The 12886-nt window shown below is 65.5% G+C and carries 12 protein-coding genes; 4 read left to right on the top strand and 8 right to left on the bottom strand.

Features of this window, described 5'->3' with window-relative positions; genetic code table 11:
* Positions 1 to 144: 144 nt before the first annotated feature.
* From HALRU_RS10140 to HALRU_RS10130, 3 genes are all read right to left on the bottom strand, one after another.
* A complete protein-coding gene (locus HALRU_RS10140) occupies positions 145 to 1410 on the bottom strand; it encodes a cation:proton antiporter (RefSeq protein ID WP_015301295.1) in 1266 nt (421 codons plus the stop codon).
* A 101-nt stretch (positions 1411 to 1511) separates the two neighbouring features.
* Positions 1512 to 2003, bottom strand: a complete 492-nt coding sequence (locus HALRU_RS10135) for a cation:proton antiporter regulatory subunit (RefSeq protein ID WP_015301294.1) — start codon at positions 2001 to 2003, stop codon at positions 1512 to 1514.
* Between the two features lie 130 nt (positions 2004 to 2133).
* Complete coding sequence (locus HALRU_RS10130; RefSeq protein ID WP_015301293.1) at positions 2134 to 2808, bottom strand: hypothetical protein; 675 nt, start codon at positions 2806 to 2808, stop codon at positions 2134 to 2136.
* A 232-nt stretch (positions 2809 to 3040) separates the two neighbouring features.
* On the opposite strand from HALRU_RS10130, the gene HALRU_RS10125 reads away from it, so the two are divergent.
* Entirely contained in the window at positions 3041 to 4291 is a 1251-nt protein-coding gene (locus HALRU_RS10125; protein WP_148680504.1) for a cation:proton antiporter, read from the top strand.
* 61 nt (positions 4292 to 4352) lie between these two features.
* On the opposite strand, the gene HALRU_RS10120 is transcribed toward HALRU_RS10125, so the two are convergent.
* Entirely contained in the window at positions 4353 to 5360 is a 1008-nt protein-coding gene (locus HALRU_RS10120; RefSeq protein WP_015301291.1) for a potassium channel family protein, read from the bottom strand.
* A 149-nt stretch (positions 5361 to 5509) separates the two neighbouring features.
* Here HALRU_RS10120 and HALRU_RS10115 point away from each other — a divergent pair, with 149 nt between their 5' ends.
* Positions 5510 to 7840: a catalase gene (locus tag HALRU_RS10115; RefSeq protein WP_015301290.1), complete on the top strand. Its 2331-nt coding sequence runs from the start codon at positions 5510 to 5512 to the stop codon at positions 7838 to 7840.
* Between the two features lie 4 nt (positions 7841 to 7844).
* On the opposite strand, the gene HALRU_RS15730 is transcribed toward HALRU_RS10115, so the two are convergent.
* The 4 genes from HALRU_RS15730 to HALRU_RS10100 form a co-directional block, all read right to left on the bottom strand.
* Complete coding sequence (locus tag HALRU_RS15730; protein ID WP_015301289.1) at positions 7845 to 7988, bottom strand: hypothetical protein; 144 nt, start codon at positions 7986 to 7988, stop codon at positions 7845 to 7847.
* Positions 7989 to 8091: 103 nt separating this feature from the next.
* Positions 8092 to 9513, bottom strand: coding sequence for a hypothetical protein (locus tag HALRU_RS10110; RefSeq protein WP_015301288.1), 1422 nt, complete (start codon positions 9511 to 9513; stop codon positions 8092 to 8094).
* Between the two features lie 220 nt (positions 9514 to 9733).
* Positions 9734 to 10174, bottom strand: coding sequence for a universal stress protein (locus HALRU_RS10105; RefSeq protein WP_015301287.1), 441 nt, complete (start codon positions 10172 to 10174; stop codon positions 9734 to 9736).
* A gap of 181 nt (positions 10175 to 10355) precedes the next feature.
* Positions 10356 to 11390, bottom strand: coding sequence for a M48 family metallopeptidase (locus tag HALRU_RS10100; protein ID WP_015301286.1), 1035 nt, complete (start codon positions 11388 to 11390; stop codon positions 10356 to 10358).
* Between the two features lie 191 nt (positions 11391 to 11581).
* Between HALRU_RS10100 and HALRU_RS10095 the strand changes: the two genes are divergently transcribed.
* Positions 11582 to 11950, top strand: a complete 369-nt coding sequence (locus tag HALRU_RS10095; protein ID WP_015301285.1) for a sensory rhodopsin transducer — start codon at positions 11582 to 11584, stop codon at positions 11948 to 11950.
* 89 nt (positions 11951 to 12039) lie between these two features.
* On the top strand, positions 12040 to 12861 hold the full coding sequence (pyrF, locus tag HALRU_RS10090) for an orotidine-5'-phosphate decarboxylase (RefSeq protein WP_015301284.1): 822 nt from the start codon (positions 12040 to 12042) through the stop codon (positions 12859 to 12861).
* Positions 12862 to 12886: the final 25 nt, after the last annotated feature.

The following is a 12886-nucleotide window of genomic DNA, read 5'->3' as shown; positions in this document are numbered from 1 at the left end:
TGGGGGACGTTGCGACTCGCGTACGATTTGGACAGTCGGGTTCATGCTCAATGGCTACTAGCGACCCACCTTAAGCGTTCTGAGGACCGCTCGACCGACGGTGGACGCACCTCGGACCGTTCGACGCGACGCTGTCGATCGATTTCAGGTCGATCTCGCCTCGAGTCGCGGGACGACGATCCCCTCGATCCGATCGGCGTAGCCCATGAGCGTCGTGCCGAGGATGCTCATCGCGAGGACGTAACCGACGGCGAGGGCGTAGAGTTCGTCGGCGACGCCGGCGGGGACGACGCCGTTGGCGCCCGCGGTGAGTGCGATACTCGCGATAATGAGGGAGAACTCGCCGCGGGTCGTCATCCCGAGTGCGACGCGGACGGACCGCCGCTCAGAGAGATCGTAGACCCGGCCACCCCAGTAGGCCGTGACGAGCTTCGAGGCCGTCGTGACGACGACCGCGATCGCGATCAGCCCGACGACGGGTCCGAACGAGGCCGGATCGGTGAGCAGGCCGATCCAGAGGAAGAACAGGGCGGCGAAGGTGTCGCGAACGGGTTCGAGCAGTCGCTCCAGATCGTGGACGTGGTCGGTCGAGGCGAATCCCATCCCGACGAAGAAGGCCGCGACGGCCTCGCTGACGCCGAGTGAGAGTGCCACGCCGGCGATCAACACCGTCAGTCCGAGCGTCCGGATGACGGTGAACTCGTGGGAGGCGCCCGCGAGCAGCCGGTCGAAGATGGGCTCTCCGAGGGTCACCAGCGCGAGGAGGGCGACGATGAACCCCATCCCGACGGCGACCGAGGTGAGCGCCTCCGAGACGCCGCCGCTTCCCGTCGCGATCGCCGTGATGATCGCCAGGTAGATCGCGATGAAGAGATCCTCGTAGACCAGGATACCCAGGATCGGGTCGGCCTCGTCGTTGGCGATCCAGCCGAGGTCGAGCAGCGACTTCGTGATGATCGCCGACGAGGAGATGTAGACGATCCCGGCGACGAAAACGGCTGCCAGCACGCCGCCGAACAGGACCCAGCCGAGGCCGAAGCCGACGACGAAGTTGGCCAGGTCGATCGTCCCCGCCGCGCCGATCCGCTGTCGGGATTCGAGCAGCCGCTCGATGTTGAACTCCAGCCCGAGGAAGAACAGCAGGAGGACGATCCCGATCTCGGCCCCGAGCACGACGAAGCCGGTCGTGCCGTCGACGGCGATCGCACTCACGGACCCGACGACGTCCATTCCGGCGACCTCGAGCGGTGGGAGGACGTCGGGAAGCCGCCCCAGCACGAACGGGCCGAGGGCCATTCCGACGAGAATGTAAAGCGGGATTACCGACTGGCCGATCCGGTCGGCGGCGACGCCGGCGACCGCCGCCGCGGCGAACAGCACCCCGACCTGGAAGAGCGTTACCTCGGCCACGGTCGGCCCTCCTGCGGCGCGGCATCGCTCGCCGCCACGCGGCTCTCGGGTCGTCCAACGCGGCTCTCGGCCGGTAGACGGTGTGGCCTCATCGCATCACCTCAGGCGTCGTCCCCCGAGACCAACGATTCGAACGTCTGGCAATCCTCCCGGGCGCCAACGATGACGACCGTGTCGCCGGTCTGGATGACGTCGGTCGGCTCGGGCGGTGAGAGCACGTCGTCGCCGCGCTGGATCGCGACGACCGACACGCCGGTCCGTTCGCGGACGTTCGCGTCGGCGAGCGATTGGCCTACCAGCTCGGCCCCGTCGTCGACGTTGTACCACTCGATGAGCGTCTCGTCCGAGAGCAGCGTCTCGACCTGTTCGGTCTCGACCGGCTGGAAGTACGCGCCCTCGAGGATCGTCCCGACCGTTCTGGCGAGTCGATCGGAGAGCTCGAAGAGTCGCTCACCGTCGGCGTCCGGCGACTCTTTCCGGTAGATCTCTCGCTTCCCTGTGTTGTGTGTGATGATGACGAGGCGAGCGTCGTCTTCGAGTTCGACCTCGTGTTTCTTCCCGACGCCCGGCAGGTCGCTCTCGTAGATGTCCATACTCGGACACGGGAACGAACCGCCTTAAATCGGTTGTCGGCGCTCGTCACCGTGATCGGTTCGATCGACCGCGCATCACGTTCGGCCGATGAGTCGTCGACCCGCTCGACGACTCATCTCTGCCGCTCGGTCACTCGTCCGGCTCGACCGCGACCGTCGGCGGGTCTCGTGTCGATTCGATGGTCGTCCAGACGAGTTCGCGAAACTCGGCCGTCGTGTAGCGGCCCCTGTTGTAGGCGCTTGCCCAGTCGGTGTAGACGACCGCGCTCCCGATCGGTTCGTCGGGCGATTCGAGGATCGTCGTCCCGAGCGCGTACGCGTCGTACCCGGTGTCGACCAGTGCCGCGTAGGCGCCGGCGAGTGCGGCGACGTGGTTGCCGATCCCCTCGCTCCGATCGACGTCCGTGACGTACGCGACGGACAGGACGTCTCGATCCTCGCGGACCGATTCGAGGCGCGGAATTCGGACCGTGACGACGTCGGCGAACGTCTCGACGTCGCTGATCTCCGCCCCGGCGGCCGCCTCGACGCTCGCGTCGAACCGGTCGGCTCTGGTCTCGATGGGCAGTGACGGCGTCAGTTCGGCGACCGGCCACTTCTTGTTCGGCAGCAATTCCGACCCGACGTCCTCGGTACAGCCGGCCAGTCCGGCGAGCCCCGCAACTGCGCCGGTACGGAGTACGCGCCGGCGAGTCGTCCAATCGGTCGGCGATGTCGAGCGCGCATCGCTCGTCTCGTCGGCCTGCGATCGCTTCTCACCGCCGTCGGTGGTCGCATTCACCGGTTCGGCGCGACGCCCGGTCATAGTCGATGCTGGGGGTCGGCGCCGAACTACGGTGGGCTTGCGTACGTCGGGCGGCGGGACATCCACGAACGATGGCAGCACCGTCCCGATGCCGCAGTGGACTGCTCTTCGTGGACTGTGGTAGGAGACCGCTTTCCGTGGACTGTGGTAGGTGACCACTCTCCGTGGACTGTGGTAGGTGACCGCTCTCCGTGGACTGTGGTTTTTGTCGGTGCTCGTGGGAGGTGGCTACGTGGCGTTCGAACTGTACGATCTGCTGGTGATCGTCGCCGGCATCCTCCTGTTCGCCATTGCGATCTTGCCGCGCTTCGTCGCTCGGCGAGCCATCTCGCTTCCGATCCTCTTCGTGGCGTTCGGTGCCGCCGTCTTTTCGCTACCGATCGGGCTCCCGGCGCTCGATCCGTTAGAACAGCCCGCGGCGACCGAACGACTGGCCGAGTTCGGGGTGATCATCGCACTGATGGGGGTCGGGCTGAAACTCGACCGGCCACCTGGGTTGCGAGCCTGGGCCTCGACGTGGCGCTTGCTCGCGATCGCGATGCCGCTGTCCATCGCCGGGGCGACGGTACTGGGGTGGTGGGTGGTCGGCTTCGTCGCCCCCACGGCCATCCTCCTCGGGGCGGTCGTCGCCCCGACCGATCCCGTCCTCGCCGCCGAGGTGCAGGTCGACGAACCCCAGACGGGAGCCGAGTACGAGGACAGTCCCGTCGGCGACGAAGACGTCTCGTTCGCCCTTTCCTCGGAAGCGGGGCTCAACGACGGGCTGGCGTTCCCGTTTACCAATCTCGCGATCGCGATCGCCCTGATCGGGCTGGCGCCGGGCAACTGGGCCGTCGAGTGGCTCCTCGTCGACGTGGGCTACCGTATCGTCGTCGGCACCCTCCTCGGCGTCGCGTTGGGCTGGCTCGTCTCACGGCTCATCTTCCTCACCGCTCCTGACACCAAGATCGCCCAATCGGTCCAGGGACTCGAAGCCGTCGCCGGGACCCTGCTCGTCTACGGACTCACGGAAGCGGTCGGTGGCTACGGCTTCATTGCCGTGTTCGTCGCCGCCGTGACGATCCGCAGTTCCGAGCGTTCCCACGAGTACAACGACTCGCTCCATCAGATCGCCGAACTCGCCGAACAGCTCGCGATGGGCGTCATCATGATCTTCTTCGGCGGGGCGATCGCGAGCGGCTTGCTCGGCCCGCTGACCGTCGAGGCGACCGTCGTCGCGGTGGCCATCGTCTTCGTGATCCGGCCGCTGGCGGGGGTCATCTCACTCCTCGGCTTCGATCGTCCGTGGACGGAACGCGCCACGATCGCCTTCTTCGGGATTCGCGGCATCGGCTCGTTCTACTACCTCTCGCACGCGCTGAACGAGGCGGTCTTCGCCGAGCCCGACCTGCTCTGGGCGCTGGTCGGCGCGGTCGTTCTCATCTCCATCGTCGTCCACGGTGTGACGGCGACGCCGATCGTCTCCCGGGTCGCCGACTCCTGAGTGCCAGCGCGGTCCACTGAGGGTGCTCGTCGGTGTCCCAACCGGAGCGATCGACCCGCGTTCACGCCGCATCGTCGTCGACCGGCGGCCACTCCCAGGCGTCGCCGCGGACGACGCCGAGCGTCGTCCGCCGCCGCTCGCTCCGTTCGGCGAGTGCGTCCGCGAAGGCGTCGTCCGAGACCGTGTCGATGTCTGCCCGTCGCAGTCGATCGAGCGCCGGTGGAGGCGGCGCCTCGTCGGCGGGATCGACGAACGCCGTATCGAGCGTGTACAGGTACTGATCGACACTGCCGCGAGCGACGCGCCAGACCGTTCGATTCGGTCCGTTTCCTTCGGGGAGCCCGCACTCGAAGACGGTCAGCGCGTCGTCGAGGATGGCGACGGCGACCGCCGCGGATTCGGTCGGCCGTTCGCTGTGGTAGTAGTGCAAGATGGGGTAGGACTGGTGCTGGTCGGCGAGCTGGCCGAGCTGTTCGCCGAGGGATTCGAGCGGGCGTTCGAGCCCGTCGAAGCCGTCGGTGTCGGTGTGGCCGGCCCGAACGAACGCTTCCGACCGTTCGCCGAGGCTGGTGACGGCGCTCGCGAACGAGCGTTTCTGGGAGACGGCGCTCAGGACGGTGAGGACGTAGGAAACACCGAGGGTCACGAACGCCATCCCCGTGGCAGTCGTGAGCGCGCTCGCCAGTTCCCAGCCGTCGCCTCGCGGGAAGTAGTCGCCGTTGCCCGAGGTGAACATGGTGTAGGCGACGTAGTAGATGCGGCCCGGCCAATCGGCGGGGGCACCAGTTCTCGTACTCACGAGCGCCCAGGGGTCGGCGGCGAACAGCAGGCTCCACCCGGTCCAGATGCCGGCGATCCACAGTACGAGCGTTCCGGTGAGGATGAGCGGGCCCGCGGTGCTTAAGGTCCGGCGCTCGTCACTCACCCGTCGCAATCCTCGCCAGATTCCGGTCGTGAGTCGCCTGGCGAGCGGCCCCGAACCCCCATCGACCCACAGCGTCGTCCAGAGGATGTCGACGACCGTTGCAACGAGGATACTCACACCGAGGGCGACGTACAGCCAGCGCATCGACGTCTCGTACACCGACGACGTACGTCAAAGGATCCCACCTGAGCCGACGGCAGACTGGCCATGTTTTACCACCCGGTTCGTGGAAGCGAGCCCCGGGCTGTGAGCGGAGCCGTGTCCCGTGCTCCGCCAGCCACATCGAATCGATCATGCCACCGGAATCCCCCACCGACGACGGCACGGAAGACGAATCGTTCGAGGAGGATCCCCCATCGACAGCCACGGGCGACGACACTGCAGAAGCGACGGACGAGACAATCGAGGAGTCGCCCGACGAGGCAGTGGACGAGTCACCCGACGAGACGGCCGCCGACGGTGGCCAGCCAGGAACGAGCGACGGCGAGGATGTCGACGCGGAGGCGAAACAGCGCCAGCTCGACGAGGTTCGCGAGGATGCGGCGGGCGAGTACCTGACGGGCGACCACGGCGTCAGGATCCCGGACACGGACAACTCCCTGAAGGCGGGCCAGCGGGGGCCGACGATTATGGAGGACTTCCACTTCCGGGAGAAGATGACCCAGTTCGACCACGAGTCGATCCCGGAGCGGGTGGTCCACGCCCGGGGAACGGGCGCCTACGGCTACTTCCAGCCGTACGAAGATCCGGATCTGGGGGAGTACGACGACATCTCGGACGTGACGAAGGCGTCCTTCCTGCAGGATCCGGCCCAGAAGACGCCGGTGTTCACCCGGTTCTCGACGGTCGTCGGCTCGCGCGGATCGGCGGACACGGTGCGGGACGTTCGGGGTTTTGCGATCAAGTTCTACACGGAGGCGGGCAACTGGGACCTCGTCGGGAACAACATGCCCGTCTTCTTCATCCAGGACGCGATCGAGTTCCCCGATCTGGTACACGCGATCAAGCCAGAGCCCGACGACGCGGTCCCGCAGGCCGCCTCGGCACACGACACGTTCTGGGACTTCGCCTCACTCAAGCCGGAGATCACGCACATGCTCATGTGGCTCCTCTCGGGGCGCGCACTTCCCAGGGCCTACTGGATGATGCAGGGCTTCGGCGTCCACACGTACCGGTTCGTCGACGACGGAGGCGAGTCCGTGTTCGTCAAGTTCCACCTCGATCCGAAACTCGGCACGAACGAACTCGTCTGGGACGAGACCCAGAAGATCGCGGGGAACAATCCCGACTTCAACCGCGAAGGTCTCTACGACATCATCGAGGCGGGACACGAACTCGAGTGGGAGGTTGGCGTCCAACTCGTCGAGGAGGACGAAGCCGACCAGTTCGACTTCGACCTGCTCGATCCGACGAAGATCATCCCGGAGACCGAGGTCCCGGTCAGGCCGATCGGGAAGCTGGTGCTGAACGAGACGCCGGACAACTTCTTCGCCGAGACCGAACAGGTGGCGTTCCACCCTGGCAACGTCGTCCCCGGCATCGACTTCACGAACGACCCGCTCTTGCAGGGACGGCTCTTCTCCTATCAGGATACGCAACTCAACCGCTTCAACAGCGCGAATTGGGACGAGATACCGATCAACCGACCGCTGGCCGAACGCCACAACAACCAGCGCGCTGGATTCATGCGCCAGGAGATCAACACCGGCACGGCGTCGTACAAGCCCAACTCCATCGGCGACGACGATCCGGCGGAGGCGTCCGCCTCTGAGGGCGGCTACGAGCACCACGCCGAGAAGGTCGACGGGCGGAAGATCAGAAATCGAAGCGAGAGCTTCGAGGATCACTTCTCGCAGGCTCGGCTGTTCTGGAACAGCATGACCGATCACGAGAAAACACACATCGTCGACGCGGCGCACTTCGAACTCGGCAAGGTCGACCGGATGCAGATCCGCGAACGCGTCGTCTTCGACCTGTTCAACAACGTCGATCACGAGTTCGCGAAACGGGTCGCCGAGGGCATCGGTGTCGAGCCGCCGGACACACCTGGTGACGAGATCGACGACCACGACCGCGAGGACCCCTCGCTGAGCATGGCGAACCGGACGCCGGAGACGATCGAGACGCGCAAGGTCGCCGTCCTGCTCGACGACGGTGTCGACGCGGAGCAGGTCGAGACGATACGCACTGCCCTCGAGGACGAGGGTGCACGCGTCACGATCGTCTCCAAGCTTCTCGGCGACCGAACGGCGGCCAGCGGCGATCCGATCGAAGCCGACGAGGCCCACGCGACGACCAGTTCCGTCCTCTTCGACGCGGCCATCGTTCCTGGTGGGCGCGACAGCGTCGATGCGCTCTCCGAGCAGGGGGACGCGACCCACTTCGTCGCGGAGCTGTTCAAACACAAGAAGCCGATCGCCGCGGTCGGCGAGGGTGTCGACCTGCTCGACGGACTCGACCTGCCGGACGTCGATCTCGCGGCCGACGGTGATGGGACCGTCTCTGCGCTCGGGGTCGTCACGACTCGCGACGATTCGTCGCTCGATTCCACCCTCGACGCGTTCGTCGACGCGATCGCTGCCCACCGACACTGGGATCGGGACCCGAAAGACGTCCGGGCCTGATCACCTACGATCGCCGAACCGACTCCCAGATCGGCCGCCAGGCCTGCGCCAGCTTCTCCATCCGCACGTTCGTGATCCGCCCGCTGTCGACCCGCCTACTGTCGATCCGCTCAGTGTCGATCAGCTCAGTGTCGATCTGTGACTGCATTCCATGCCCCGCCGTCGCGGTCGCTGGGGCTTCTAGATCACGTTTGCGAAAAATGAGACGGACGGCGTCGTTCGGCCGATCGAACGGCCGTGTCGCCGCGTCGTTAGTCGTCGCCGAGTCCGGAGTCGTCTCCGGTGCCCATCATGTCCTCGTGAGCGTAGACGTAGATCGTCGCGCTCTCGATGGTCCAGGTCGTATCGGGTTCTGTCTGTTCGTCGGTCGTCGTGTCGTCTTCGGAATCGTCGGTCCCGACGCCAGCGTCGGACTCGTTGTCGTCAGCGCCAACGGCGGTGTCGTCCGACTCGTTGTCGTCCGTTCCGACGCCAGCATCGGACTCGTTGTCGTCGGTGCCAACGCCGGTGTCGTCCGACTCGTTATCGTCTGTCCCGACGCCAGTGTCGGATTCGTTGTCGTCTGTTCCGACGCCAGCATCGGACTCGTTGTCGTCGTCGATACCAATGCCGTTATCGTCCGACTCGTTGTCATCAGTGCCGACGCCAGTATCGGATTCGTTGTCGTCGGTTCCAACGCCGCTATCGTCGGACTCGTTGTCGTCAGCGCCGATGCCACTATCGGACTCGTTGTCGCCGACGTCCGTTCCACCGTCGGTTGCGGCCGTGTCAGCGCCCTCATCGCCGGCCAGGTCGGCAAGTGAGCCCGTCGTATAGACGAAGATGGTCGACGTGTTGATGCTCACGTCACCACCGTCGGTCATTCCGGTCTCGGACTCGTTGTCCATACCGGTGTCAGTGTCGTCGGACTCGTTGTCGTCGGTGCCGACGCCGGTGTCGGACTCGTTGTCGTCCATTCCAGCGTCAGTGTCGGATTCGTTGTCGTCAGTGCCGACGCCATTGTCCTCACCCATCATCGAGTCGTCGGTCTCGTCGCCGACGGCGATGAAGATCGAGGCCGAGTCGAGTTCACTGTCACTCAGACTCGTTTCTCCGTCCGCACCCGTCCACTCGTCGTCGTCGATGACGACGAAGACGGTGGCCTGCCCGATGGTCAGGTTCTGGCTAGCGCCGGCCGCGTCGCCGCCGGCGTCGGTCTCGGATTCGTCGGTCTCGTCACCGGCCATTCCGGCCGAGTCGTCCGCACCCATGCCGGTGTCGTTGAGATCGACGATGTTCGCCGACTCCACGGTTACCTCCATGTGGACTTCGTCGAGTCGCTCGACGCTCTCGGCGCTGGTTCCGTTCGAACTGTCGTTCATGCCGGCATCGGACTCGTTGTCGTCGGTTCCGACACCGGTGTCGTCCGACTCGTTATCGTCCATACCGGACTCGTTGTCGTCCGTCGCGTTATCGGCCATGTCGCCCGCACCGTCCATCGGTACGTTCGACTCGTCGGGGACGACGAAGACGGTCGCGTTCTCGACAGTGACGGTGAGTTCGGTCCCGTCCGTCGAGTCGTCTGTTTGATGCTGGTCGGTCCATGCGCCCGGAGCCGCCAGTCCCACTGCGGCGATGCCCGAAAGGAGCATGGCCACTGTGAGTGTGACGGCTATCAGTTTTTGTCTACTCATGCCTCGCGAACCGATTGACGGTGGCATCCGGGTTAAAGTAGATGAACGATTTCATCCAGTAAGTGCCTCTTTCGCGGCGAAAGTCACGAGTAGGTTGACCTTCCTCAATTTATCTGGCGTACTCTCTTCAATTCGTGATATTCTTCTCCGCCTGTCGTACGTGTTCGTCTTCGATCGCGAGCAGGCGGGCCAGCAGAACCCACTCCGTCTCCCCTCGTTTCTACCTGTCTCCGTCTCCCCGGGCCACGAGGACGGAAACCGGGGAGCGCCGGACGACGGTTTCTGCGACGCTCCCGAGCAGGACGCGCGAGAGGCCCTCCTGCCCGTGGCTGCCGATGACGATCAGATCCATCGACTCCGATTCCGCGTAGGCGACGATCCGATTGTCCGGTTCGCCGGTCACGTACGTCGTCTCCAAATCCCGTCCGTATTCCGTCGCGATGTCGCTCGCCGACTGGAGGAGTTCTTCGGCGTGTTCTTCGACCTGTTCGCTGACGGGGAGCTGGAGTTCGGGGCCGATGAGCTGGGCCCAGTACCCCTGCGGGATCTCGATGACGTACAGCGCCGTCACGTCTCCATCGGGGAATTCGTCGAAGACCAGTTCGAGCGCCGCTCGTGACTGTGGCGATCCGTCGTAGGGAACGAGAATCCGGTCGGCCATGCGCCCCCTATTCGCTCGGGCGATATAATACTGTCCAGCACGGCGACAATTCACGGGTTCGCCGTCCCAGTTTCCGAATGCAGCTATTCCTGGCTCGCAGCTTCTCGTTCCCTCGTTCGCGAGCGTCGGCGCGAACTGGGAGAATCGACGACAGTCACGAGCCCGCCCGGTTCGATGCCGCTCACGAGGCCGTTCGGGTTTCCTGGGCTGTCTCGGCCATCGTCTTGAGGCGCTCGATACGGCGAGCCGTTTCGGGATGCGTCCGGAAGAACCGGTTCCTCGAGCGCTTGGCTGGCGGGAGGATGTCGAGCGTGCTCGTCGACCGCGCGTACTCGCGCTTGTCCTGTGTCGGGGGCCCACGACTGTCGTCGAGCGTCTCGAGTGCGCTCGCCAGTGCGCCGGGTGACCCGGTCAGCTCCGCCGCGGCACGATCGGCCGCGAACTCGCGCCCGCGTGAGAAGAGTCCGATGCCGAGTTCACACAGGCGTTCCTGTCCCGTCGTTACCGCGGTCAGGACACCCCACGCGAGGAGTCGACCGCCGTGGCTAATCGGGCTCACCCCGTGGACCCGATTCAGGGTCGGTCGCTCGTCGACCTCGATCCGTTCGGCGACGAGCAGCGGGACGAGCAGTCGACGCATGAATCGACTGTCGTCGTTCGCCAGGTGTGCTATTTCGTGGGCGAGCACGGCGACCCGCTCCGCGTCGTCGAGTTCGCGAATCAGGCCGCGGGTGAGGACGATCGTCCCGCCGGTTCGGCCGCCGATCGCGTACGACTCGGGGCGTCGTCGGTTGACGATGCGGAGGTCGGGCTCAGGAATCCCCGCCTGAGCGGCCAGTTTCCTGCTCGCCGCGGCGAGTTCGGGGTGGCGGTCGTCCGCAGACGCTCCGGGCTCGGCGATCGTCCGTTCGAACGCGCGAATCTCGGCTCGGACCGGCCGCAGATACACGACGGGGAGCGCGACGAATCCGATTCCAATCGCCGCCGCGACTACCGTCGTCGGGGGAAGGTCCCAGAAATTCACGATCCAGGTCCCCTCCAGAACGGGGAAGAACAGAACAGACAGCAGTGTCAGTCCCGTTCCGACGACGAGGAGGGCGGTGGCGCCGAGGACGCCCGCCGCGATCACGGCAATCGTGAGCGAGACACAGGTGACGATCACCAGTGCGCCGAGCCCGCGTCCGACCAGGGACAGGTGGCGCCGCGTGAGGGACATGGCTCAGTATCGTTGGTGATTGTTTCTCATGGAGACGGATGAATATTGTGGTCGTTGACACGAACGCATGGTGCCGGTATCCATCCTGGCAGGATGGGGATGCCAGCGGGCGCCTTCGGCAGTTGTCCACCCTGCGTTGTCTGGGGCCTGCGTTTTGACGAGCGGAGTGGTCGACCGAACGGGTGTGACCAGTGCTCGGTACGACGACGTGGGCCATTCCGGAAGGCTACATTCCCGTGGGAAGCACCGGTCCCGAACCGGAACTGGAGAGCCACGAGACGGTGTGTCTCTTGAACGCGGGCGATGAGACTGCAGCCGTCGAGATCACGATCTACTTCGCCGATCGAGAACCGGCAGGGCCGTACGAGGTAACGGTTCCGGCGAGACGGACCCGCCACGTCAGGTTCGACGAACTGGACGAGCCGGAGCCGATCCCACGCGGGACTGACTACGCCAGCGTCATCGAGGCCGACGTCCCCATCGTCTGTCAGCATACGCGGCTGGACTCGCGACAGGCCGAGAACGCGCTCCTCTCGACGATGGCGGCACCGATCGAGTGACCGGACTCGGTCCTGGGGGTGCGACCGGACGCGGACCACGCGGCTGCGTCGATAGCAACGTTTTCGACCCTCGTCGCGAAACGCGGGATATGAACTTCTTCGATCGGCTGCACGACCGGATCGTCACGGTCGACAGCGTCGTCTCCGTCGGGCTCGACCCCGACCCGTCCCGCATCCCGGCTCACCTGCAGGATCACGACCTTCCGCGGTGGGCGTTCAACCGGCGGATCATCGACGCGACGCACGAACACGCGGCCGTCTTCAAACCCAACGCGGCGTTCTACGAGGATCCCGACGGGTTCCGGGCCCTGGAAGAGACGATCGCGTACGCCCACGGCAAGGACGTCCCCGTCTTGCTCGACGCCAAGCGGGCGGACATCGGCAACACGACGCGACAGTACGCCGAACTCGTCGATCCCGACTCGTCCGGGCCGTCGGCTGACGCGATCACCGTCAATCCGTACATGGGTAGGGACTCGTTACAGCCGTTCCTCGCAAACGAGGAGGCTGGCGTCTTCGTCCTCTGTCGAACCTCGAACCCCGGTGGGGCGGATCTCCAGGACCTCGAACTCGAATCCGGCGAAGCGCTGTACGAACGCGTGGCTGCACTGGCCGACCTCTGGAACGAGAACGACAACGTGGGCCTCGTCGTCGGCGCGACCAAACCCGAGGAACTCGAGGAACTCAGAGAACAGGTGCCGGACTTGCCCTTCCTCGTCCCGGGCGTCGGGGCCCAGGGTGGCGACGCGGAGGTCGCCGTCGAGTACGGCCTCGCGAACGGTGTCGGACTGGTCAACTCCTCGCGCGGGATCATCTTTGCTGGCGAGGACGCGGGCGCAGACTTCGACACGGCGGCAGGGAGGGCCGCGAAGCGCCTCAAGAAACGACTGAATCAGTACCGCGACGAGTGAGTGTCGTTGTGGCAGTCGTCGCTCC

Source organism: Halovivax ruber XH-70, from assembly GCF_000328525.1.
GTDB classification, from domain to species: domain Archaea; phylum Halobacteriota; class Halobacteria; order Halobacteriales; family Natrialbaceae; genus Halovivax; species Halovivax ruber.
The sequence above is the reverse complement of the archived record's forward strand: the minus strand, read 5'-3'. Positions and strand labels throughout refer to the sequence as shown.